The organism is Paenibacillus sp. MB22_1 (assembly GCF_047200555.1).
In the GTDB taxonomy this organism is placed as follows: Bacteria; Bacillota; Bacilli; order Paenibacillales; family Paenibacillaceae; genus Fontibacillus; species Fontibacillus phoenicis.
Map to the genome: position 1 here is coordinate 1,887,838 of NZ_JBLADV010000002.1, position 23,757 is coordinate 1,911,594.

The 23,757-nt window shown below is 53.8% G+C and carries 23 protein-coding genes; 15 read left to right on the forward strand and 8 right to left on the reverse strand.

The window, feature by feature from the left end:
• Positions 1–136 precede the first annotated feature (136 nt).
• Positions 137–1,057 (reverse strand): transposase, encoded by a 921-nt coding sequence (locus ACL02P_RS20470; protein WP_412837994.1) that lies wholly within the window; start codon positions 1,055–1,057, stop codon positions 137–139.
• A gap of 526 nt (positions 1,058–1,583) precedes the next feature.
• Here ACL02P_RS20470 and ACL02P_RS20475 point away from each other — a divergent pair.
• Together ACL02P_RS20475 and ACL02P_RS20480 are read left to right on the forward strand one after the other, a co-directional pair.
• A complete protein-coding gene (locus ACL02P_RS20475; RefSeq protein WP_036644434.1) occupies positions 1,584–2,312 on the forward strand; it encodes a glycerophosphodiester phosphodiesterase in 729 nt (242 codons plus the stop codon).
• Positions 2,313–2,325: 13 nt separating this feature from the next.
• Entirely contained in the window at positions 2,326–3,555 is a 1,230-nt protein-coding gene (locus ACL02P_RS20480) for an SLC45 family MFS transporter (protein ID WP_412837995.1), read from the forward strand.
• Between the two features lie 86 nt (positions 3,556–3,641).
• Here ACL02P_RS20480 and ACL02P_RS20485 read toward each other — a convergent pair whose 3' ends face one another.
• Positions 3,642–4,415, reverse strand: coding sequence for a YcnI family protein (locus ACL02P_RS20485; RefSeq protein WP_412837996.1), 774 nt, complete (start codon positions 4,413–4,415; stop codon positions 3,642–3,644).
• Between the two features lie 36 nt (positions 4,416–4,451).
• Positions 4,452–6,161: a copper resistance protein CopC gene (locus tag ACL02P_RS20490; RefSeq protein ID WP_412837997.1), complete on the reverse strand. Its 1,710-nt coding sequence runs from the start codon at positions 6,159–6,161 to the stop codon at positions 4,452–4,454.
• Between the two features lie 314 nt (positions 6,162–6,475).
• Between ACL02P_RS20490 and ACL02P_RS20495 the strand changes: the two genes are divergently transcribed.
• The 8 genes from ACL02P_RS20495 (at position 6,476) to ACL02P_RS20530 (ending at position 15,220) form a co-directional block, all read left to right on the forward strand.
• The gene (locus ACL02P_RS20495; RefSeq protein ID WP_009223970.1) at positions 6,476–7,450 is read left to right on the forward strand and encodes a diaminopimelate dehydrogenase; all 975 of its coding nucleotides are present in this window, start codon (positions 6,476–6,478) and stop codon (positions 7,448–7,450) included.
• Between the two features lie 539 nt (positions 7,451–7,989).
• The gene (gene qoxA / locus ACL02P_RS20500; protein ID WP_323078889.1) at positions 7,990–8,931 is read left to right on the forward strand and encodes a cytochrome aa3 quinol oxidase subunit II; all 942 of its coding nucleotides are present in this window, start codon (positions 7,990–7,992) and stop codon (positions 8,929–8,931) included.
• Between the two features lie 24 nt (positions 8,932–8,955).
• Positions 8,956–10,929 (forward strand): cytochrome aa3 quinol oxidase subunit I, encoded by a 1,974-nt coding sequence (qoxB, locus tag ACL02P_RS20505; RefSeq protein ID WP_009223972.1) that lies wholly within the window; start codon positions 8,956–8,958, stop codon positions 10,927–10,929.
• Positions 10,926–11,522, forward strand: a complete 597-nt coding sequence (gene qoxC / locus ACL02P_RS20510; RefSeq protein WP_009223973.1) for a cytochrome aa3 quinol oxidase subunit III — start codon at positions 10,926–10,928, stop codon at positions 11,520–11,522. The genes qoxB and qoxC overlap by 4 nt, the downstream gene beginning before the upstream one ends.
• Before the next feature lies 1 nt (position 11,523).
• Positions 11,524–11,808 carry a cytochrome aa3 quinol oxidase subunit IV gene (gene qoxD / locus ACL02P_RS20515; protein WP_009223974.1) on the forward strand — a complete coding sequence of 95 codons (285 nt, stop codon included), beginning with the start codon at positions 11,524–11,526 and terminating at the stop codon, positions 11,806–11,808.
• A 385-nt stretch (positions 11,809–12,193) separates the two neighbouring features.
• Positions 12,194–12,568, forward strand: a complete 375-nt coding sequence (locus ACL02P_RS20520) for a metal-sensitive transcriptional regulator (RefSeq protein ID WP_009223975.1) — start codon at positions 12,194–12,196, stop codon at positions 12,566–12,568.
• 65 nt (positions 12,569–12,633) lie between these two features.
• The gene (gene copZ / locus ACL02P_RS20525) at positions 12,634–12,834 is read left to right on the forward strand and encodes a copper chaperone CopZ (protein ID WP_412837998.1); all 201 of its coding nucleotides are present in this window, start codon (positions 12,634–12,636) and stop codon (positions 12,832–12,834) included.
• 151 nt (positions 12,835–12,985) lie between these two features.
• Positions 12,986–15,220: a heavy metal translocating P-type ATPase gene (locus tag ACL02P_RS20530; protein ID WP_412837999.1), complete on the forward strand. Its 2,235-nt coding sequence runs from the start codon at positions 12,986–12,988 to the stop codon at positions 15,218–15,220.
• Between the two features lie 95 nt (positions 15,221–15,315).
• Here ACL02P_RS20530 and ACL02P_RS20535 read toward each other — a convergent pair whose 3' ends face one another.
• From ACL02P_RS20535 to ACL02P_RS20545, 3 genes are read right to left on the reverse strand one after another with little or no spacing between them, the layout of a single operon-like run.
• Positions 15,316–15,933, reverse strand: coding sequence for a hypothetical protein (locus ACL02P_RS20535; protein ID WP_009223979.1), 618 nt, complete (start codon positions 15,931–15,933; stop codon positions 15,316–15,318).
• Positions 15,908–16,114, reverse strand: coding sequence for a hypothetical protein (locus ACL02P_RS20540; RefSeq protein ID WP_009223980.1), 207 nt, complete (start codon positions 16,112–16,114; stop codon positions 15,908–15,910). Before ACL02P_RS20540 ends, ACL02P_RS20535 begins: the two co-directional genes overlap by 26 nt.
• 19 nt (positions 16,115–16,133) lie before the next feature.
• Positions 16,134–16,991, reverse strand: a complete 858-nt coding sequence (locus tag ACL02P_RS20545) for an SPFH domain-containing protein (protein WP_009223981.1) — start codon at positions 16,989–16,991, stop codon at positions 16,134–16,136.
• A gap of 248 nt (positions 16,992–17,239) precedes the next feature.
• Between ACL02P_RS20545 and ACL02P_RS20550 the strand changes: the two genes are divergently transcribed.
• Positions 17,240–17,458 carry a hypothetical protein gene (locus ACL02P_RS20550; RefSeq protein WP_157273333.1) on the forward strand — a complete coding sequence of 73 codons (219 nt, stop codon included), beginning with the start codon at positions 17,240–17,242 and terminating at the stop codon, positions 17,456–17,458.
• A gap of 223 nt (positions 17,459–17,681) precedes the next feature.
• On the opposite strand, the gene ACL02P_RS20555 is transcribed toward ACL02P_RS20550, so the two are convergent.
• Entirely contained in the window at positions 17,682–19,130 is a 1,449-nt protein-coding gene (locus tag ACL02P_RS20555; RefSeq protein ID WP_412838000.1) for a PLP-dependent aminotransferase family protein, read from the reverse strand.
• Positions 19,131–19,294: 164 nt separating this feature from the next.
• Between ACL02P_RS20555 and ACL02P_RS20560 the strand changes: the two genes are divergently transcribed.
• From ACL02P_RS20560 to ACL02P_RS20570, 3 genes are all read left to right on the forward strand, one after another.
• A complete protein-coding gene (locus ACL02P_RS20560; protein WP_260071788.1) occupies positions 19,295–19,918 on the forward strand; it encodes a LysE/ArgO family amino acid transporter in 624 nt (207 codons plus the stop codon).
• A gap of 113 nt (positions 19,919–20,031) precedes the next feature.
• The gene (nfsA, locus tag ACL02P_RS20565; RefSeq protein WP_260071787.1) at positions 20,032–20,775 is read left to right on the forward strand and encodes an oxygen-insensitive NADPH nitroreductase; all 744 of its coding nucleotides are present in this window, start codon (positions 20,032–20,034) and stop codon (positions 20,773–20,775) included.
• Positions 20,776–21,060: 285 nt separating this feature from the next.
• A complete protein-coding gene (locus ACL02P_RS20570; protein WP_323079186.1) occupies positions 21,061–21,312 on the forward strand; it encodes a hypothetical protein in 252 nt (83 codons plus the stop codon).
• Positions 21,313–21,472: 160 nt separating this feature from the next.
• Here the strand turns inward: ACL02P_RS20570 and ACL02P_RS20575 are convergent, their stop codons facing one another.
• Positions 21,473–22,300, reverse strand: coding sequence for a TatD family hydrolase (locus ACL02P_RS20575; protein ID WP_009223986.1), 828 nt, complete (start codon positions 22,298–22,300; stop codon positions 21,473–21,475).
• A 211-nt stretch (positions 22,301–22,511) separates the two neighbouring features.
• On the opposite strand from ACL02P_RS20575, the gene ACL02P_RS20580 reads away from it, so the two are divergent.
• Positions 22,512–23,477 (forward strand): tyrosine-type recombinase/integrase, encoded by a 966-nt coding sequence (locus ACL02P_RS20580; RefSeq protein WP_412838001.1) that lies wholly within the window; start codon positions 22,512–22,514, stop codon positions 23,475–23,477.
• Positions 23,478–23,757: the final 280 nt, after the last annotated feature.

Here is a 23,757-nt window from a genome sequence, read left to right on the forward strand (position 1 = left end):
TGAGGCAAGAAGGCAAGTTACAAAAGTTAAAGGAAGTAATAGATCGTCCAGAATTGAAAGTGAAATTCAGATTGAAGAGGACAAGAAGTTCAAGTCCAGATTATAAAGACAAGTTTAATGCCCCGAGCGTTTCAATTTACGCCGCTGTTGCAAGGAACGGCTTCCGATGGCGTGCGTTCTGGTGGCGTGCGATTAACTGGCGATAAGGGATCGCAGGAATGGACAAGCACATCTGTAGCAGGTTCTGGCGCATCTCTTCCTCGGAACAGGACATGCGCAGGTGACGGCGGACGGTGTACTCATTCAAATACGCCTGCAAATGTGTTAACCCCAAGGCGACATACGTGCGTCTGATCGAGTCCCTTGCTTGTCTCACGACTCTCCGTAAGGGCAGATACATCCGATAAACGAAAGGGAACCACCGCTTGGTTGAGGTATGGACGTCTACATGTTTGTTGATGAACGCGACGAGATCGCACCGGGTAGCCCATTGCTCGCGTCCTCTTTTATGTGATACCAGTTGGATCTTCACTCGCCCGGGTTCACCAGACTCAGTTATAGTGCAACCGGCGACGACTGCGGTGGCATAAGGTTGAGAAACTGGATGAAAACGGTTGGGATCCGTCCCATACTGATCGCGGTTCACCTTCACCTCTCCAGAGAGCAGCTCCCGGGCATCACATTCACCGAGGGTATAGCGGATTTTGTGCAGCATGAGCCAAGCGGTCTTGTAGGTAACTTGGATTACCTGACTCAAACGGAGCGCCGAGATGCCGTCGGGAAGCAGGAACAGCTCCAAGGCTTGAAACCACTTCACCAGGGGCAGATGAGTTCTTTCAAATATGGTGCCAACCAAAGGCGAGGCTTGATAGCTGCATCTTCCACATTCAAATAAAGGAAGGCGATGGGAGGACACGCGGGTCCATTCGGTAAAAGCGCAGCGCGGGCAGACGAAGCCGTTTGGCCACTTCATAGCGATGATCGCCTCGATGCAGTCGGCCTCACTTTGAAAACGGCTGCTGATAGATTGAAGCTCCATACTCGTAACTAATTCCAAGTCCGATCCCTCCAATTCAAATTCCTCTAGTTCACTAAATGCGCACGTACGTTCTCTTTTTTTGTCATTATATCAAACATATGTTCGTTAATCAAGAAAAAAATCCCAGATAACCATCTTATCTTCGTAAAAATCGGAATGATCAGCTCCACGGGCCACCTCATTTCAATCCCGTTCATGGATTTCCCAATTCTGAGCAAAGGGGATATTCGTGCAATGAGACTAGAAGAGATCCCGCATTCTGAACAAAAGGGATATTCGTGCAATGAGGTGCAGTAAGAGGATCCCTTTTCTCGATCCCCATTCTGATTAAAAGGGATAATGGTGCAAAGAGGTAGCTAGAAGACTCTCTTCCTAGATCCCCCAATTCTGAGCAAAGGGGATAATCGTGCAAAGAGGCGTAGCGAGAGGATCCCTTTATCGATCTCTCTATGGGGTGCTTTTTTATACAGGCCTAACAATGCAGGATTATAGTAGGGGAATGTTTAATATTAATTTTAAATAAATGCCTGGGAGGATGATCCTTTTGAGCGATATTATTAATTTTGCGCATCGCGGAGCTGCGGGGTATTACCCGGAGAACACGATGCTGGCTTTTGCCAAAGCGCTGGAGCTCGGGGCGACCGGTATCGAAACGGACGTGCAGATGACGCGCGACGGGGAGCTGGTCTTGATCCATGACGAGACGTTGCAGCGGACGGCAGGAACGCCGGAGTGGGTGAAGGATTTGACCTTGGCCGAAATCAAGCAACGGGAGGCGGGCTCCTGGTTCCACGAGGATTTTGCGGGCGAACGCATTCCGACGCTGGAGGAGCTGCTGGACCTAGTTCGGAACACGGACACGATCGTCAACCTCGAGCTGAAAACCGGCGTCGTCTTGTACCCCGGCATTGAGCAAAAGGTACTGGATACGGTACGCCGCTTTGGCTTAAGCGAACGGATCATCATTTCCAGCTTTAATCACTATTCTCTGGTCGAATGCAAAAAACTGGCTCCAGACATCCGTACCGGCATTTTGTACATGGAAGGCTTGTATGAACCGTGGGGTTATGCGAAGCGGGTGGGCGCGGAGGCGCTCCACGCTTACCAATATGCGCTGACGCCGGAGCTGGTGGCGGAAGCTAAGGCAAACGGAGTGGTTTATCATCCGTTTACGGTAAACGATTCGAAGCTGATGCAGGCGCTGATCGCGGCAGGCGTGGCCGGTATCATTACCGATTACCCGGACCGCTTGGCAGAACTGCTGGCCAAATAAGGAGAGTGAACGGATGAGAAAAACATGGCTGCTGGGTCTCGGTTTTTTTAGCATTAGCTTGACCTGGGCGCTGTACAATGCGTTTGTTCCGCTGTTTTTGGACGATTATTTGAAGAGCGCCGCGATGATCGGGTTTATGATGACGATCGATAATTATTTCGCCATTGTATTGCAGCCATGGATTGGACACCGCAGTGATAAGACGAATACCCGATACGGACGGCGGATGCCTTATCTGCTGATCGGCATGCCGTTAGGTGCTGTGTTTGCGGCTTTGATCCCTTGGCATACCGGGTTTGTGACGCTTGTTTTGTTCATGGTGTTAATGAATTTGTCGATGAGCTTGTTCCGCGCGCCGACGGTTGCACTTATGCCTGACATTACGCCGGAGCCGCAGCGGACCAAAGCAAACGGCATTATCAACTTCATGGGCGGCATCGGCTCAGTGCTGGCCTTTGGCATCGGCTCTCAGCTCTACGGGATCGGCTCGTATATGCCGTTTCTGTTTGCCGGAGTTGTTATGTTAATTTGTTTGTTCGTACTGAAGACGGTTATCCGTGAACCAGCGGCAGCGTTCGTGACGGGGTTCGCTGGGAACAACGCGGCCGGAGAGAACCCGAAACCGCAGATTCGCATCAAGGACCAGCTTGACAAGACGACGGTACTGATTTTGGGGGCCATCTTCTTCTGGTTTGTGGCCTATCAAGGCGTTGAGGCATTGTTCACGTTGTATGGTACCAAGCAGATTGGGATGAGCGATGCTGAAGCTTCTTTTTCGTTGACGTTCTTCTCGCTTGCGTTCCTGTTATTTGCTTTGCCAAGCGGTTGGCTGGGAGCTCGTTATGGGAAAAAAGCGATCATCTCCACCGGAGTTGCCGGATTGTTTGTTGTCTTCGGCGTCATGATTTTCGTTGATTCCGTCCTGTGGCTGCGACTGCTGCTTATTGTCGGGGGCATTTTCTGGGCGTGCATCAACATCAACTCTTACCCGTGGGTTGTCTCCACCGGGCGGGAGGAGAGCATCGGGACGCGTACAGGGATTTATTACTTTGTATCGTCCCTGGCCGCAATTACATCGCCTCCGCTTCTTGGCTGGGTGATCGATGCGTTTGGTTATCCGGCGCTGTTCATCAGCGCGTCCGTTGGGATGCTGCTGGCGTTATGCTGCCTGTTCGGTATCCCCCGGGAACAACAGCGCTCCGGGAAGGAGCCGTTCGACCAGGCACCCATCGGCATGAAATAAATTGATATATCCGTTATGAAAAAAAAACAGCGGGTCTTCCAGCGCGATGAAGCGTGGGGGAGACTCGCTGTTTTTTTGAATTAGGCTTACTTGCGTCTAGCGCGTAGAGCCAGCCCTAAAGCAACCAACGATACGAGCAGCGCGCAGGCCGAAAGTACAAGAGCCGTCGTGCCAACTGGTGAACCACTGCCACTCTCATTGGACGGGGATGCGGATGAGACCTCGCTGTCTGAACCGCTCATCTCCGTATTGTCGGCTGCAGCACCTTCATTGGCGCTGCCGTGATCATGCCCGGCGTCCTCCGTGATGCCCGCCCCGGCGTCCACTCCGGTGTGGGAACCGGCACTATCCGCGGCACCTTCCGCGGCGCTCACCACCGTCAGCGAATGGGGCCGATCGGTACCTTCCGCGCCGGTCCATTCCACGACGCTGCCGTCGCTGTAATATTGGAAGGCGTCCCAGGCCAGTTCCGCGGGTTCGCCGGGATTTTGCGCGACGAATTCAAACTGCTGGAACTCGCCGGGGCCGATGCCAGCGCCTTCGGCCGTCCAGGTGACGGCCGTGACCGTTCCATCTTCCGCGATCGTCAGTTCTACGCTCCAGTCCGGTAAGGGACGGTACTGTTTGAAGGCGACGCCTTCTGGGATCTTTAGCGCGACTTTCACCGTGTTGACGTCTTTTTCAACAGGTACTTTAAGGCTGTAGGTTTCCCAGGCTCCCGGGGCGGATTGGCTTGGCTTAACCGTTACGTGTGCTCCGGCCGTGGCGGTGAAGAAAGCGAAAGTCAGGACCCACACAATAGCGGAACCGGCTGCGTAACGCCAAAACGTTTTTTTCAAATTAAATATTGGATTCAACATGGCTAAATCTCCTTTGATCGTAGTTTGATAACCTCTCTACGGATTTCCTATTACCAGCTCTGTATCGTAATCGTAACTGTCCAGTGAACTCGTCAAAATATGGACGTGTACGTTCCAACGGCCGCCCATCGTAATCAATTCGCTCACCTCGGGAGGGGAGCCGCCGGGGAAGAGGATTTCTATTGTGCCCATATCCATCTCCTTTGACGTCAACTCCAGCGTCACTTGGTCCACATCGTTGCGGGGTTGTCCATCCGGACCCAGCACGTTCACCTGAAAGGTGTTGGTGCCTGCGACGTTTGGAGTTACGCGGATCGTGACCTTTGTCCCGTCATCCAGTTGATGGGTCAGAGCAGCGGGACCAGGGAATGCAGCAGCCGTGGGCAAGTTCGCCAGGACAGCAGCTAATAGAAGGACAGCCAGTCCAGTCCCCAATTCGGTCCATACGCCGGCGGTGCTCAGCGGCTTTCTTGCCTGTCTTCCGCGCAGGAAGGACCAACCTCCGAGCAGCAGGCAGATCAGGGTCAGGGCAATTTTGGCCAACAGTACAAGACCATACGTCGTATGCGTAAGCGAGTACAGCGTTGGCACGTGCAGCAAGCTCCCATACACGCCAGAGAGTAACAGGATGGCTACCATAATGAAGGCGAGTATGGAAAAACGCCGAACCGTCTGCCAAGACAGGGGAAGTTGCGACGGTGCAGAATGCCGGGCCTCTTCTTTTTTAGCGGATGGCTGAGTTGCTGCCGGAAGCAAAAACGCTAAAGCGCCAACACCGCCCAACCAGATCAACGATGAGGCCAAGTGCAGGAAGTCCGCCGTTATGGCAGGTCCTCGCAGGTCTGCCGTGGCAGCATGTCCGATGAATGCCTTGGAGAGCAGCAGCCCCAAGCCAAACAGCATGGCTCCAAGCAACGGAAGCTGAGGCGGCCGGGTGCTTCTGCTGGCGTGCAGCAGGTACAGCGTCCACAAGAGCAAGCCTCCCAGCAACAAGAGCTGAACCTTCCAGACCTCCCCGAAGGTGGTATACACCAGCGTTTGCCGCCAAAGCGCCGGATCAAACGCTTCTCTCCATCCCCCTCCTGCATCGTCAGCGGTTTGCTGCGGCAAACTAAGCAGAATGCCGGCGGAGGAAGCGATCAGCCCGCTCAGCCACATGACTCGGCTGCGCCGCTTCAAACGTTCGGGCCAGGCATTGTCCAGACGGGGAAGAAGCCACGCATGAAAGACGACCGCCCCAAGATAGCCCGCCATTCCGCCATAAAATAACCAGCGGACAATCAGCAGGCTCCAGCCCGGGAACGAGCTGCCACTATCCGTCGTTGGATGGACCGGGGGCCCGCTCTCCATGCCCTGATCGCCGCGCCCGATCTGAAACGGAATCGTACCGGAGATGGTGTGTCCATCGCCGGAAACCACGTTCCATTTTGCCGTATACAGCCCCTCCGGCAAATTCGGCTGCAAGGAGACGGTCAGCCGGGACGGCTTCTGGGGATCGATTTCCGCTTCTCCATCCGTTACGTCATCTCCGTTTGGACCGATGACCTCGAGTTTATGGAAGCCTGCCTCAATAGGTTCATTAAACTCGATGACGATCATCTCAGGGGACGTATATAATGTCTCGTTTGCCGCCGGATTGGAAGAAACGACATACGCGTGGGCAAAAGCAGAAGTTGGTGCTAGTACGAGAAGGATGATGCAAGCGGCAACCGCGAAACATGTCCATTTACGAAGAAATATTTTCAATCGAATTCATCCTCAATTCAGATAGTCTATGAGCTTCCTCACAATGATTACCATTTTACATGGATTAATTACGCCTGAGTATGACTAGAATGGGCCATATCGCGCCCTAATCTCTGTCTAATTGTGTCTGATTTGTGAAGCTCGGCTAGCCAAGATTTGCATAAAACGTAAAAAGATTTGCACAAATATGCAGAATGTTTAAACAAAAACGCTAACCTTGCATGTAAACTATTCAAAAAATGAGGAGCGTCCATTACAATGGGGGTTAGTCTATGGGTTATGACGAGTTTAACCATCATGAAGGGGGATATTCAGTGGCAACAATTAATGTCGGTATCGTAGGTTACGGAAATTTGGGACGGGGCGTGGAAATGGCGCTGAAACAGAATCCCGATTTTCAACTGAAAGCGATTTTTTCGCGCAGACAACCGGACGAGGTGGCAGCCGCTAGCGGCGTGGTTCATATTTCCGAAATTGAAAAATATAAAGGTGAAATCGACGTAATGATCCTGTGCGGCGGGTCGGCTACAGATCTGCCGGAGCAAGGGCCGCAATTGGCGGCGATGTTTAATACTGTCGATAGCTTTGATACGCATGCGAGAATTCCGGAATACTTTGCAAAAGTCAATGAAGCAGCGGAGAAAGCAGGAACGGTCAGCGTCATTTCGACCGGATGGGATCCTGGCTTGTTCTCGCTGAACCGGCTTCTGGCCGAATCAGTGCTGCCGGAAGGAAAAGACTACACGTTCTGGGGCAAAGGCGTCAGCCAAGGGCACTCCGATGCGATTCGCCGCGTGGCGGGCGTGAAGAACGGCGTTCAGTATACGATTCCGGTTGAGGCGGCGGTTGAGCGTGTGCGTCAAGGCGAAAATCCAGAATTGTCCACTCGCGAAAAACACCTACGCGAATGCTTCGTCGTTGCGGAGGAAGGGGCGGATCTGGCGAAGATTGAGCAGGAGATCAAGTCGATGCCAAACTATTTTGCGGATTACGACACAATTGTTCACTTCATTAGTGAGGAAGAATTGAAGGCGAACCACTCCGCGATGCCGCACGGCGGTATGGTGCTGCGCAGCGGCCGGACCGGCGCAAACAGCACGCAGCTGATCGAGTTCAGCCTGAAGCTGGACAGCAATCCGGAATTTACGGCTAGCGTGCTGGTTGCATACGCCCGCGCAGCGTACAAGCTATCGCAAGCTGGAGAGTCGGGGGCGAAAACAGTCTTCGATATTCCGTTCGGCCTGTTGTCGCCGAAATCGCCGGAGCAACTGCGTAAAGAGCTGTTGTAGGCAGAAGACTCCGCATACAGCGGGCGCGGCTTCATTTGTTTCGTCTATCTATGCGATAAATAGCATAAATATTGAGGTAAGAGGTTGTCCTGAAGGCAAGGGAAGTTTTGCTTAGGGGCAGCCTCTTTGTTTGGTCTCAATCAAAAATGTCACGAAAACGTCACATTCTCCCTTGATATCAAGGGGAGATGTGGGGGTGTGAAGCAAAACGTAACACGAAATATTGTGAACCGAATCACAAAATACGGATTATCTATGACAATTCTGCGAACTTTGGTAGGCTGAGACCGCATTGTGAACAATTATCAAAATCGCCGATTTTTCCGTATAATGGCCGAAAATCGTCTTAAATCAACTTTTCATGCGATGTAAAGGATAAAAGTCACACTATATAATGTAATAATTTTACATAATTAACATTCTATATGAATTGTTATTCAATCCCCCCTTTCCTAACATAAAAGTAGCTGATCGAACGAAGCCATTCCCGAAGCCTTGGGGGATGGTGTTCACAATGAAGAAAGGGGTATCGGTATCCTATGAAAAGGAAAGGGTTGCTGTTAGCTTTATTTTCAGCCCTTCTTGTCCTCCTGACCGGGTGTAATCAGTTGACGGTGTTAGACCCGAAAGGTCCGGTGGCCAAGACCCAATCACAAGTCATCATTTTTTCGATTGTAACGATGGCCTTTATTTTGCTGGTCGTTTACACGCTGTACATCTATATGTTAACGAAATATCGTGCTTCCAAAGCAGCGCCGGACTACGAACCGCCGCATGTGGAAGGCAGCAAATGGCTGGAAATCACTTGGATTACGATTCCGATCATTATCGTAGCGGTGCTGTCGGTTGTGACCGTCCGCAGTACATCGGCTGTAGAAAAAGTGCCGAAAGGCTATGAGGATCAAAAGCCGCTCGTGATTTACGCCGCTTCCTCCAACTGGAAATGGCATTTTAGCTATCCGGAGGAAGGGATCGAGACCGTTAACTATGTGAACTTCCCAACGAACCGTCCAGTGGAGTTCCGGTTGTATTCGTACGGACCGATTACGAGCTTCTGGATTCCGCAGCTGGCGGGACAGAAATACGCGATGAGCGATATGGTGAATACGCTGAACATCGTTGCCGAGCATGAAGGCTCGTATATGGGCAAGAACTCCAACTTCTCCGGTGAGGGCTTCGCACACATGGAATTTGAAGCGCTGGCCATGGCGCCTTCGGAATATGACAAATGGGTCAAAGAAGTGAAGGACACCGCTCCTGAGCTGACCGAGTCGGAGTTCGACAAGTTGCTGGAGACCGCGCATGTTGGCCGCCAAACGTACAGCTCGACCCATCTGGACTTCCGTCCTGCACCGGAAGGGGAGAACGCCGGCCATAATCATGGCGGCGAGAACGGAAGCGAGGAGATGGACCACTCGACGATGGACCACTCCGACATGGACATGACGGAAGAATCTAGCGGACACGAAGCGCATAACTAATCAACGGGAAGGGAGTACCTGAACATGAAATGGGACGAATTTTTCGTCACGGGTGAGCCGATGATCTATGGCGCGATGGTCAGCATCGTTGTTGTATCGCTGGCGATCGTCATCGGATTAACCTATTTTAAGAAATGGGGCTGGCTGTGGCGCGAATGGTTAACGACCGTCGACCACAAGCGGATCGGCATCATGTATATCATCTCCGCACTGCTGATGCTCTTCCGCGGCGGCGTGGATGCGCTGCTCATGCGGGCGCAGCTGGCGGTACCGGAGAACGGACTGCTGGATGCGCAGCACTATAACGAAATTTTTACGACACACGGGGTCATCATGATCCTGTTTATGGCGATGCCGTTTGTTGTCGGGTTGATGAACGTCGTAATCCCGCTGCAAATCGGCGCGCGTGACGTAGCATTCCCGCGTTTGAATGCCGTCAGCTTCTGGCTGTTTTTCGCTGGGGCGATGTTGTTTAATATCTCTTTCGTCATCGGGGGTTCCCCGGATGCCGGTTGGACGGCGTATTTCCCGCTGGCCAGCGTTGAGTTCAGCCCGAGCGTAGGTAACAACTATTACTCGATTGCGATTCAAATTGCAGGGATTGGGACACTGATGACCGCAGTGAACTTCCTGGTAACGATCCTGAAAATGCGCGCACCAGGTATGACGTTGATGAAAATGCCGATGTTTACCTGGTCGATCCTCATTACGAACATCATTATTTTGTTTGCGTTCCCGGTATTAACCGTGGCGCTGGCACTGATGATGTTCGACCGCCTGTTTGGTACGCAGTTCTTTACGATGGCCAACGGCGGGATGGATATGCTCTGGGCCAACCTGTTCTGGGTATGGGGCCATCCGGAGGTTTATATCGTTATTTTGCCGGCCTTCGGGATTTACAGTGAAGTCATTTCGACGTTCTCACGCAAAAACTTGTACGGCTATAAATCCATGGTATGGAGTATGATCGTTATTTCGCTGCTATCTTTTATCGTATGGGCGCACCACTTCTATACGATGGGTCACGGCGTCATGGTCAACGGGATCTTCTCGATTACGACGATGGCGATCGCCGTTCCAACCGGGGTTAAAATCTTCAACTGGCTGTTTACGCTGCAAAAAGGGCGCATCGAATTTACAACGCCAATGCTGTATTCCCTCGCCTTTATTCCGATCTTTACGATCGGTGGGGTGACCGGGGTCATGCTGGCGATGGCGAGCGCCGACTATCAATACCATAATACGATGTTCCTGGTGGCGCATTTCCACTATGTGCTGATTCCAGGTACCGTATTCGCGGTGATCGCAGGGTTCTATTACTGGTTCCCGAAATTGTTCGGTTTCCGGCTCAACGAGCGTCAAGGCAAGCTGGCCTTCTGGATTATTGCCATTAGCTTTAACGTGACCTTCATGCCGTTGTTCTTCCTTGGTTTGAAAGGGATGACCCGGCGGATGTATACCTATTCGGAAAGCACAGGCTTTGGTCCGCTGAACCTGATCGCTTCGATCGGTGCGGTGGGGCTCGCCATCGGGTTTATCGTGCTGGTGTACAACATTTACTGGAGCTTCCGTTATGCGGAGCGGGACAAAACCGGCGATCCTTGGAACGCACGTACGCTGGAATGGAGCACGCATTCTCCGGTGCCGGAGTACAACTTTGCGGTTGTGCCTAAAGTGGATTCGCTCGATCCGTTCTGGAAAGCGAAGAAAACGGGTAAATCGCTGTATACGGATAAAATCGAAGAGATTCATATGCCGAACAACAGCGGTCAACCGTTTATCCTGGGTGTGATTTTCTTTTTCTTCGGATTCTTTATGGTCTTTAGCTGGTGGGTACCGGCGATAATCGCCGGCCTGGGGATTCTCGTCATGCTGGCGGTACGTTCGTTCGAACGCGACCACGGCCGACATATTCCGGTCAGCGAAATCATCAAAACCGAGCAGGCTTTGGCCAATCGGTTGGACACGGATGCAGGATTGCGGGGTGAACACGCATGAAGGTAGATCATACTTTGCCTTTGGAATATCAAACGGAAGAGAACAGTAACCGGGTTCTTGGGTTCTGGCTGTTCCTGGGCGCGGAAATCGTGCTCTTCGCCACGCTGTTCTCGGTGTATCTGACGCTGTGGAACCGGACCGGCAGCGGCCCGAACGGAGCGGAAATCTTCGAAATCGGACCGGTGCTGGGCGAAACGTTCTTGCTGTTGACCAGCAGCTTTACCTGCGGCTTGGCGGTACACAGTATGCGTCTGGGGCTGAGAAAACCGTTTATGGCGTTCTTCGCCATCACGCTACTGCTGGGCCTCGGGTTCCTTGGTATCGAGATTACCGAATTCGTTACGTACGTTCATGAAGGCGCAACGATGCAAACCAGTGCGTTCCTGTCGAGCTTGTTCGTCCTGCTGGGGACGCACGGCGCCCACGTAACGCTGGGGCTGCTGTGGGGCAGCGGGCTGATGATTCAGGTGAAACGCGAAGGGTTTACCCATGATACGGCGAACAAATCGTTTATTTTCTCGCTGTACTGGCACTTCCTGGACGTGGTCTGGATCTTCATCTTCAGCTTTGTATACTTGAAAGGACTGATGTGACATGAAAAAACTGTTCCCGATTCAACACGTCATGGGATATGTGTTCTCACTGATCCTTTCTGCTGTAGCGCTGTCGGTGGTATTCTGGGATATGTCGTTTGCCGTTGGCATGACGATCCTGCTTGTCTGCGCGGCCGTACAGATGTCGGTGCAGCTGTTCATGTTCATGCACATCGGCGAGAACCGCAGTAAAGGTGCATTGTATGCTAACCTCGTATACGCCCTGTTCGTCGGGCTAGTGACCGTGTTTGGTACCTTGCTGACGATGATTTGGGGTTACCAATAAGAGCACAGTCGAATATCAGAAAAAGAAACCCGTTGTCACGTATGTGGCAACGGGTTTTTTGGCGTTAGCGGGGGAAGCTAGGATAGAAGAGTCGTTAACGCTAACGGACCGTAGCGCCGTTAAATGATGTTGGTTGGCGTTGACGGAGGGCTAACGGACTTCACGGCCGTTATTTTGCGGATTTTGCGAAGGGTGGGCCCTCTTACGTGTCAATAAGGTCCACAGGGTCCGTTAGTGCGGGAAATGAGCCGGGAAATGACAGATAAGGTCTTTGAGGTCCGTTATGTTAGAAAAAAGTTGAACGGAGACTCTTTACATACCCCATGGGGGTATATTATAATGAGCGTACCACAGCAAACCACGTTGGTTTGGAAAGGAGTCATGTATGGCGAAGGTCGAGGGACAGGAACATTTGGCGTCCGCACACTGCGAGGAGCATGGCGGGCATCATAGCGTATCGGAAACGGAGAATGGCAAGCCGGTACGGCGCAGCCACCATTCTGAAGCGATGAAGAGCAACCTGATCAGCCGATTGAACCGGATTGAAGGGCAAATCCGCGGAATCAAAGGGCTGATCGAGAGAGATACTTACTGTGACGATGTGCTGAACCAGATCGCCGCCGTGCAATCTGCGCTGAACAGCGTGGGCCGGCTGCTGCTGGAGGGACACATGAAGAGCTGCGTGATCGAGCGAATTCAAGCAGGTGAGACCGAAGTGCTCGACGAGTTGCTAGTCACGGTCAACAAGCTGATGAAATAACGGCGGAACCCCTGGGGGTACGCTGCAAGATGAAGCCATTATTAAACTCATGGGAGGAATTGTTCATGCAAAATATTACGTTAAACGTTGAAGGTATGTCCTGCAATCATTGTGTCAAATCGGTAGAAGGAGCCGTCGCCGGGCTGGGCGCTACAGGGAAAGTGGATCTGGCCGCGAAGAAGGTGGAAGTGACTTTCGACGAAACGAAAGTGACGGTTGAACAAATCAAAGAAGCGATTGAGGATCAAGGATACGACGTCGTTTGATCCGAAGCCTTTTTCACGGACCTATAAGACGTGCGAGCGAATTAGCCGTGCGTCTTAAGGGACGGGGAGTGGGATGTGGAAGTATTTTTATTTGCCCTTGATATACCCCTATGGGGTATGAAATATGCGGGTTTTGAGATGGAGGATTGTCATGGAAAAAGCATTGCCTGCCGCCAGCGCGAATCACGACCAAACGACGTTGCAAATTACCGGGATGACCTGCGCTGCCTGTGCGGCACGGATCGAGAAGGGGTTAAACCGGCTGCCCGGCGTGAAACAAGCCAACGTCAATCTGGCGCTTGAAACGGCGCAAGTGCGGTATGAGCCGGGGACGGTCTCGATCGAGCAGATCATCGATAAGGTAAGCCAGTTGGGCTACGGTGCGGTGTTGAAGCCGTCGGAGAAGGAGTCCGGGGATATCCGCGCGCGGGAAATCCGGAAGCAAAGAAATAAGCTGATCGTGTCGGCAGTGCTCGCGTTCCCGCTGCTGTGGGCGATGGCCGGGCATTTTTCCTTCACCTCATGGATCTGGACGCCGGAGCTGTTTATGAACCCGTGGTTCCAGCTCGTGCTGGCGACGCCGGTGCAATTTATGATCGGCTGGGGCTTTTACGTCGGGGCGTACAAAGCGCTGCGCAGCCGCAGCGCTAACATGGACGTATTGGTCGCGCTCGGTACGTCGGCGGCGTATTTTTACAGTCTGTATTTGAGCTTGGAGTCTTTGTCGATGCCTCACGGGCATACCCCCCAGCTGTATTATGAAACGAGCTCGATCCTGATTACGTTGATCCTGCTCGGCAAATGGTTTGAGGCGTTAGCCAAAGGCCGCTCCTCCCAAGCGATCAAAACGTTGATGGGGCTGCAGGCCAAAACGGCGCTGATTCTCAAAGACGGCGTTGAAACGGTGGTACCGATCGAAGCGGTTGTCCCGGGGGACGTATTGATCGTCAAACCGGGCGAAAAGATCCCGGTTGATGGGGTAGTCATCGGCGGCGTCTCGTCCGTCGATGAATCGATGTTAACTGGGGAGAGTATCCCGGTGGAGAAGAAGGAAGGCGACACGGTCATCGGCGCGACCGTCAACAAACATGGCGTGCTGCGCGTGCAAGCGGCCAAGGTTGGCAGCGAAACCGCGCTGGCGCAAATCATCCGCGTTGTAGAAGAAGCACAAGGCTCGAAAGCGCCAATTCAGCGGGTAGCGGATGTGATTTCCGGGATTTTTGTCCCGATCGTGGTTGGGATCGCTGTAGTTACGTTCTTGGTGTGGTTTTTCTTCGTGGCGCCGGGCAGCTTCGCCGTGGCGCTGGAAAAGGCGATTGCCGTGCTGGTCATCGCGTGCCCTTGCGCGTTGGGGCTGGCGACGCCAACGTCAATTATGGCCGGGTCCGGACGGGCCGCGGAGTACGGCATCCTGTTTAAGGGCGGCGAGCACCTCGAGGCCGCCCAAGGGCTGCAAGCGATCGTGCTGGATAAGACCGGCACGATCACGCGGGGGCAGCCGGAGCTGCGGGAAGTCGTCCCGGCCGAAGGCTGGGACGACGCGGCATTGCTCCGGCTCGTCGGCGCCGCCGAGCGCGGCTCCGAGCATCCGCTGGCGGATGCTCTGGTGGCCGGGGCGCGGGCGCGCGCCCTGGATCTGCCCGAGGCAACCGCCTTTGAGGCGGTGCCCGGGCACGGGATTACGGCGGTCGTCGAGGACCGCCGGGTGCTCGCCGGCACGCGCCGCCTGATGGCGCGTGAAGGCGTCGACGTCTCCGCCGCGGAGGCCGGCATGGCCGCGCTGGAAGCGGCCGGCCAAACCGTGCTGCTCGTGGCGGTCGACGGCGTCTACGCCGGCATGGTCGCCGTGAGCGACACCGTGAAGGAGACGTCCAAGGCCGCAGTAGCGCGGCTGAAGGAGATGGGCCTTCACGTGGTGATGATCACCGGCGACAACGTGCGCACCGCCCAGGCGATCGCCGCCGAGGTCGGGATCGACGAGGTGCTGGCCGAGGTGCTCCCGGAAGGCAAAGCCGCCGAGGTGAAAAAGCTCCAGGCCCGCGGCCTGAAGACGGCGATGGTTGGAGACGGCATTAACGACGCTCCGGCACTTGCCGTGGCCGACGTAGGCATCGCCATCGGCACGGGCACCGACGTGGCCATGGAGGCCGCCGACGTCACGCTGATGCGCGGCGACCTGGAGGGCGTGCCGGATGCGATCGCTATGAGCAAGCGCACGATGGGCAATATCAAGCAGAACTTGTTCTGGGCGCTCGCCTACAATACGATCGGCATTCCTGTAGCCGCTGCGGGCTTTCTGGCTCCGTGGCTGGCCGGGGCTGCGATGGCGCTTAGTTCTGTCTCCGTTGTGCTGAACGCGCTGCGTTTGCAGCGGGTGAAGTTGTAACTATACAATGCCAAACGAAACGAGCCTTCCAGGCCGTAAGGTTCCGGATTTTGTTCCGGTCTTGCGAGGGAAGGCTCGTTTTTTTGATGTAGATTCTATTTTTTTGGATGGGTGAGGGGATCACCGATAATGCCTTGATCCTCCAAGGCGAGAAGCAGCTTCTTCATGAGTTCGACGGTTGCCGTAATGGCTGGCACGTCGGGCTTCTTTAATTTCTCCGTACAGGTCAAAGTGGCATGTCCGTTCTTGATCCGCAGCCGTACATGGATCTTGGAATGAAGGTTCAGCAACTCTTCGATCCCTTCGTACTTCAATACCGATCGCAGCAGACTGGGATGGGAAGCTTTTGCTTGAAACTTCTTATTCATTGCGGAGTTTGGGAGTGAGGCTTCCCGGAGCCCCCTGGTAAACCAGGCCAAGACATGTCGTTTGGCCGAAAATAACACGAACTCCAGCTTACGGCGCGGCCGGTAGCTGTATTTCACGGTGATCGCGTACTCGTTACCGGAGGTGTCGTTATTCGGGTCGGTGATCGTCACCTTACAGGATCCGAAGCGTGGGGAAAGCGGCAGACGGACATGCTGCCCCTTATACTTCCAGTTCCTGAACGTTCCTGCGGCGTAAGTCCCTCCAGAGGTTCTGGCATACTCTTTCAGCAGGGCTGTCGACTTCGGTTCCCACCACGGTTTACTTTTTACTGTCGTCTGCGTCATGCTTCTCTTCCTCCTTGCCCGGCGCCCGGGTGGAAGGCAGTCTTCCCTCGCGGCGCAATGCTTCTCGCAGCAGGTATTCGATATGCCCATTCACGCTTCGGAATTCATCCGCTGCCCAGCGTTCCAAAGCCTGATAAAGAGTCGGGTCAAGGCGAAGTGGGAAGCTCTTCTTGCTGGCCATCGTGAATGGATGCCCCTAATTAATACAACGTGCTAGTATTGATGACCGGCTGGGCGGAACGGTCGGATACGACAGCGACGAGCAGGTTGTTAATCATCGCGGCTTTACGTTCGTCATCCAGCTCGACAACTTGACCGGCCTGCAGCCGTTCGATCGCCATTTGAACCATGGTGACGGCGCCGTCGACGATTTTCTCGCGAGCCGCAATGATCGCTTCGGCTTGTTGGCGTTGCAGCATCGCGCTTGCGATTTCGGTCGAGTAGGCCAGATGCGTCAAACGCGACTCAATGACCTTAACGCCGGCGATGGCCAGACGGTTCTGCAATTCGCTGGTGAGCTCCAACGCAATCTCTTCCGTATTGGCGCGCAGGGAGAAGCCGGTGTCGGAATCGTCCAATTGGTCGTACGGATATTTGCTGGCGACGTGGCGCAGTGCAGCTTCGCTCTGAATTTCCACGAAGGTTTCGTATTCATCCACTTCAAATAGCGCTTTGGCGGAGTCGACCACCGAAAACACGACAACAGTGGCGATTTCGATCGGGTTCCCTTTGACATCATTGACTTTCAGTTTGGCGCTGTTGAAGTTGCGAACGCGCAGCGAAACTTTTTTGCGAGTTGAGAACGGGATGGCAAGATAGAAGCCGCTCTTGCGGATCACGCCGAGGTAACGGCCGAAGAAGGTGACGACAGCCGATTGGTTTGGCTGTACGATCGTCAGCCCGGTCAAGAGCACGAAGGCGATGACGAAGGAGAGCACACCGCCGGCCACGGGAACGACATCGTTTAACGTGACGAGAAATGTCCCCAACGCAATAAATCCGAAAATGAACAACAGGGCAACAAAACCGTTTAGGCACGAAATTTCTTTTTCTTTCATATAAAGTGACACTCCTTCACATATTAAATTGATATTTATATGATATCACTTTTGCAAAATAATGTAAATATGAGACGGCGATATTCTCTGCCGGGGGCTTTTACATGATTATCCCCTTCGCTCAGATAGAATAGTTATCGATGGAGCAGAACTGTGTGAACCAATTGAAGCTTGGATGGGAGTGAAGATGAGGATGGAGATGAGGATGAGGATGGTGTCTTATGGGATGGAATGGGGAGGGAATGAGGTTGGAAGCGGAGACGGCCTCGCGGCTGATCGAACGGGATAGGCGTGTGCAAGTGGAACCGCGGCTGATCAAACGGGATTATGCGTGGACAACTGGAATCGCTGCTGATCCAGGGCAAGATAGACGGGGACGGCCGTATCTTAGCTGTCAGGGTGCGACAGACAGGAACGCCCGTACCGTAGCAGTCGGGGTGCAACAGACAGGGACAGCCGGGCCTTAGCTGATCAGAGCACGACCGGCAGGTTTAGCCCGTCCCGTCGTACTCGCAATAGGGGCTGACGGTACCGCCGCCAGGTGCGGGCTATCCAGGCAGTCCAGGCTGCCCGCACCATTAGCTTCGTCCCCAGCGTAGCTCTGGATATAGTGTAGACGTCCCCGAACGTCTGTGATCCACCTCCTGCCTAGAAGGGGGCGCCTGTACCGTAGTGCGATGTTTCATGGGCTTAATCCAAGGAGCGTACGATTTCGCTTAGACGGGCGATGCCTTCCGTCAGTTCTTCGGCGGTGGCGTAGGCGTAGGAGAGGCGCAGGTGGCTGCCGGAGGCGCGGTTGTACAGGTGGCCGGGGTTGATCAGAAGGCCGGCTTTTAGGGCGGCGTCAAATATTTTGCGCGGGGAGGGGGAGTTGTGCAGGTTCAGCCAGATGTAAAACCCTCCCTGCGGCACCTTCCAGTCCGCGATATCGCGAAAATACCGCTCCAACGCGTCCACCGCCGCCTCTCGCCGCAGGCGGAGCGCCGCCCGCAGCCGTTCAAGATGGCGGTCGTAGCTGCCGCTTTCCAGCCATTCCGCTGCCATCTGTTGCGAGAGGGCGCTAGAGCCGTAATCGCTTTGCATCTTGATGTCTGCAAGCCGCTCGATGACGGGCTGCGGTCCGGCAATCCAGCCAATCCGCAGGCCGGGGCTGAGGGATTTGGACAAGCTGCCCAGATACAGTACGCTGCCGCTGGCGTCATGAGCCTTCAGCGGCAGGGGCGGCGGGGCGTCCAGCCACAACTCGCGGTAGACATCATCTTCAACGAGGGGTAAACGGGCTGCCTCGCAGACGTCCAGCAGCTGACGTCGCCGCGCTTCGCTCATAACCGTTCCGCTTGGATTATGGAAGGTCGGAATGGTATACAGCAATGCGCCCGCATATTGCTTGGCGTACACAGAAACCAGGTCGGCGCGCAGGCCTTGTTCATCCATCGGGACACCGCGCAGCTTCATTCCGGCGCTCTGAAAAACGGGAACCGAATACAGATACGACGGTCGTTCGGTCAGTACCGTCGAGCCCTGGGGGAGCAGGCCGACGACAATGAGCTGGAGCGCCTGCAAGGCGCCGGAGATTATCAGCAGCGAAGCCGGCGATACGGTGATGCCTTGGAGGCTCAGCCGGGCGGCGATGGCCTCCCGGAGCCGCAGGTCCCCGTTGGGCTCGCCATAGCCCAGGTTTGGGACATTGGTGGCCATCCGACCCAACAGCTCGGCCATTTCGGATTGCGGCAGCAGGTCCGGGCCCATCTCGCCGGTGCCGAGTCGCAAAATGCCGGGCTGGAACTCAGCCCGGTTAATCTCCTGCACGGCAGGCAAATTAGGGTACTGCACGCCGGAGCTGACGTATTCGTTCCAATCGGGCGGCGGGGAGGCGGTCAGCACGCCCCAGGTCCGGTTAACGACGCGGGTGCCGCCGCCCCGGTCGCCCTGAAGCAGCCCGGCTGCGATCAGCTCGTCCAGCGCGGCGACGACTGTGCTGCGGTTGACGCCAAACCGCGCGGACAGCTCCCGCTGGGACGGGATACGTGTCCCCACCGGCCATTCGCCGCTGGCGATTCGATCACAAAGATGCTCCATGATTTGGCGATGGAGCGGAATGGGCGAATTTCGGCTGGGACGCCAGGTCGAATGATTCATGCGGAATACCCCCTATCTGCAGAACTGTAGATTTTTTGCGCGAACGACGTTATTTTCCCCTATTATATCGTTTGGTTGGTTTCTGATCCATCCAAATGGATGGAGCTAAATCGGGAGGGGGCGGGTACAATAGGGTTCGAGACAGAGATCAGAGGGGGAGAGAGATGTTTAGTGCTGCGATTCATGGGTTCTTTCTGGCGGTTGGACTTATTTTGCCATTAGGCGTGCAGAATGTGTTTGTGTTTAACCAGGGGGCTGCCGGACGAAAGCTGCGCCGGGCCTTGCCGGCTGTTCTGACCGCCGCTTTGGGCGATACGATATTGATTTTGCTAGCTGTGTTGGGGGTCTCGGTGCTGGTCTTGTCATGGACTTGGCTGAAAACCGTACTCTTTGCGGCAGGCGCTGTCTTTATGCTATACATTGGCTGGACCATCTGGAGGGACGTGTCCAAACCGTCTTCCGCCGGGCCATCCGGGCTGCCAGCTAAACAGCAGGTGGTTTTTGCATTGTCGGTGACTTTTTTGAATCCCCATGCGATTCTGGATACGGTTGGCGTGATCGGGACAAGCTCTCTGGATTATACCGGCGGGGCGAAAGGGGCGTTTACGCTGGCTGCGATTCTGGTGTCGTGGGTCTGGTTTTTCGGATTGGCATGGGCAGGCAAAACACTCGGAAGCTTGGACCGGGGAGGTCAACTGCTCCAGGGGATCAATCGATTGTCTGCGCTTATCGTCTGGGGGATGGCGTTATATATGATCGGTTCCGTGGTCGCTGATCACTTGAAGTAGGGCGGCGGGGAGCCTTGAAGCTCAGTATGACACTGGGATGCAAGCGGCTTGCTTCCTGTTGGGGGAAGTTCCATAATTAGGAATAACATAAAGCAAGGGATAGGAGTGAGGAGATGAACGAGACGATATCCAAAATGCTGGAGCACCGTTCCATTCGTAAATACAGCGATCGTCCAGTGACCCGAGAGCTGGTGGAACAAATCATATCCGCAGGCCAAATGGCCTCCAGTTCCAGCAATGTACAAGCCTATACCGTGATTGCCGTGACGGACGCGGATCGGAAAGCAAAGCTGGCCGAGCTTTGCGGGAATCAGGCTTATGTGGCGGAGTGTCCTGTTTTCCTAGTCTGGTGCGCAGATTTGTCAAGACTCAAACGGGCAGCGGAGCGGCATCTTCCTTCGGAAACGACTTATGAAGGCACGACGGAGAACTTTATTGTAGCTACGGTCGATACGGCGCTGGCAGCGCAAAATGCCGCCATAGCCGCAGAATCGCTGGGCCTTGGCATCGTGTATATCGGCGGTATCCGCAACCATAGCGAGGAGGTGGCGGATCTCTTGGACCTGCCCCACCTTTCGTATCCTGTATTCGGGATGTGTCTCGGCTATCCGGATCAAAATCCAGGGGTGCGTCCACGGCTTCCGCTGCCGGCAGTTCTGCACTGGAACCAGTATGATACCGCCGGGCAAGAGGAACAGGTGGCGGCCTATGACGAGGTTATGTCCAAGTATCTGCGTGAACGGACCGGAGGGGCGAAGGATACCCCTTGGTCGGAGCTCATGGCCGAGAAGCTGGCACAGCCGGCGCGGCTGCATATGCGCGAATTTTTAGAGAAGCGCGGCTTTACCTTGAAATAATGGCAAAAAAAGCTGTCCTAATCGGGTCGTACCCGGGGACAGCTTTTTCGTATTATTAGGTCAACCAGAATTTCTGGTTGGCCTTTTTTCTTAGGCGCTGTCAGATGGCGGTAGCCGGGAGAACGTGCGGCTTTTAGGGGCAATGATCCCGTCACAAAAACTGTTCTCCCACTACCCCCAATGACCATGTTTGAGCTGGTTGAGGCATCGGACCTCGAATCACAAGCGAAGCTGTGAGATTCGAACCATCGTGGGAGTGCCGGCTATTATTCAGGAGGAGATGACATGAGACCGGTTATTGGATTGGATGTGTCGAAAGGGACAAGTGTGCTCCAAGCGTTTACAGATCGAAATAAGCCGTATGGAAACAGTATCACGGTAGAAACGATTCGGGAAACGGCAGGATCGTCACACAGCAAGGCTTGGATTCAGACAAAGGCAGAGAAGATTCAAGAGAAGATTCAGGCGTTACCGTCTCTAAGCAAGTCAAGCAAAGCACAACAGACGGCTTTGCTGAGTATGGTGGAAATGGTGTAAGGAAAGAGGGCAAGCCCTACAAAGCATAATATCAAATTTACCCAGAAGCATCCGCGCCAACGGAGGCTTCTTTGTGCTGCACAAAAATAGTATAACAGTATCTTTGCCATAATCCAATCACTTGGGGTTGACAAACATTAGCTGGTTTTTCGTCGTTAAGTTATAATCCGTAAAAACTTCGCGTGTTCCGGTACAACGTCGCTGCGGCCTCTTCCGGAGAGATGCCCAGAAGATTCGCCCAGGCCAAGGCGACGTGACGGGTCATGCGCGGGTGGGTGATCTGACCGGCAAACGGTCCTTCAAACGGCCAAGGCCCGTCCGTTTCGGCCATCACCTGCTCGGGAGGATAGCGCCGGGCGAGGTCTTGGATTTTCGATTCGTAGACGATATCCGGCGTAAAAGAGATCGCATAACCGCGATCCGCCATGCGGCGCACTGTGGATTCGGCTCCCTTGAACCAGTGGAAATGTGCTTTGGTGACGCCGTGGCGTTCCAGCAGGTCGCAGGCAAGCTCGGCGTCCTCGTATACCGCATGCATCACAATCGGTTTGTCTAACGCCTTGGCAAGCATCACAAACTTCTCCAGCAGGTCCACGTAGGGCTCAAGCTCAAAGCCCTTTCCTTGCTGGAGAGCTTCTTGCCGCGCATAATATGGAAGCCCGACTTCACCAACGGCAATCATATCCTCGGCATGCTGCTTGATCCAATTCAGCAGGAGATCGATCTCCCGATCCTCAGGGATAGGCTGCTCGGGGTGGAATCCGAATGCCGGGCGCACCAGGTTCGGATAGCGCTCCGCCAAAGCGTTGTTCAGCTTGCAGGAGGCTAAATGCATCGAAACGGCAATGACGGCTTCCACTCCGCAGCCCGGCAGTTCCTGCAGCAGGCGTTCACGGGTATCTTCGTCGTAAAGGTCTATATGAATATGGGCATCAATGAACGGGAGTTGGATTCCCTTCGGTAAACCGCGAAAAAGATTGTTGGACATCTCACCAGACCCTTTCCAGAAACAGGTTAACCGCTTGTACTCATTATACCTGTTTTTAGGTAGGTTTCAGCGGATGCCACGGGGTTTCTTCGTTTTTTGGTTAGAGAATGCCCATCATGTAAAAGGTTAAATCTTACTGCGAAACCGGGCATGTCGTACAATAACAATTATGCGACAAAAATTAAAGTCAACAGGAGGTCCACTACATAATATGGGTACTAATTATTTGTCCGCTGTAGCCCAGCAATTTCCGTTCCATTTATCTGTCACACAGGATTATCAGGACGAACAGATCATTCAAATGTTCCTGACGGCATGCGCCAAAGCGCCAAATACCCGCAGAAACTATTTTAGGGCCCTGGAGCATTTCAGGCAATTCCTTTCGGGAATGCGTTTTCGGGATGTGACTTGGAGGGAAATCGAAGCTTATAAAATCTACCTCACGAAGGGCTTCTACCGCGATGGCCAAAAACCGCTTGCTCCGGCCAGTGTGGCTGCATTTATCGCGCCTCTGAAGTCGTTTTATAAATGGGGAAGCGACAGCAGCATCGGCTTTTTCGATCATAATCCGGCGCAAAATGTCCGTATCCCGGCCATTGCCGTAACGAGCCGCAGACATTATCTTACCCGCAACGAGGTCGGCAAGCTGCTGGAGGCGTTGCGGCGCCAGAGCCTGAGAAATTACTTGATCGGCCTGTCTCTGGTGCTGTTGGGCCTTCGCGTGTCCGAGTTATGCGGCATCAAGTGGAAGGACTTTCATGCCGATATGCTGGAGACATCCATATGGCTCACCGTATCCCACGCAAAACGCGGAAAAACACGCGAGGTCAAAATTCCGCGAGAGCTCTGGAACATGTACCAGGAGCATGCACGCAGATTGGCGAAGGGGCATGAACCGGATCCGGAGTTGAAGCTGTTTGCAATTACGCCGCGGCAAATCGAACGAATCATTAAACAAGCAGGCATTGCGAGCGGAATTCAGAAGCAGCCGACCCCCCACTGGTTAAGACATACCAACGCGACGCTGGCATTGTTGCAGGGCGCCTCGCTGCAGCAGGTTCAGGAAACCTTGGGGCACTCCCATATCAACACGACCCAGCGCTATCTGCACACCGTCGAGCAAATGAAGAAGGCGGCTCCTGACTTCGTACAGGACTGTTTGATGGAATTTATGTGATTTTTCTATTTTTTTAGTGCTATTTATCTATTTTTTGTGTCGAAAATAATGCAAAAATCGCTCTTTTGTCCTATAATGTAACAAGGGTTAATTACAAACCTTGCCAAATTTCGACCAGTTTTTACCTAGGGTTGTCGCATAATTGTTATTGTACGACATGGTCTGTTTTTCATCCGTTTGCTCTGAATCATCATCGGGTAAAAAGCGTTAAAATTTAACGGGGATTAAGCAAATTATTAGCCAAAATAACTTTTTTCTTTCGGGAAATAAGGAACGTCGA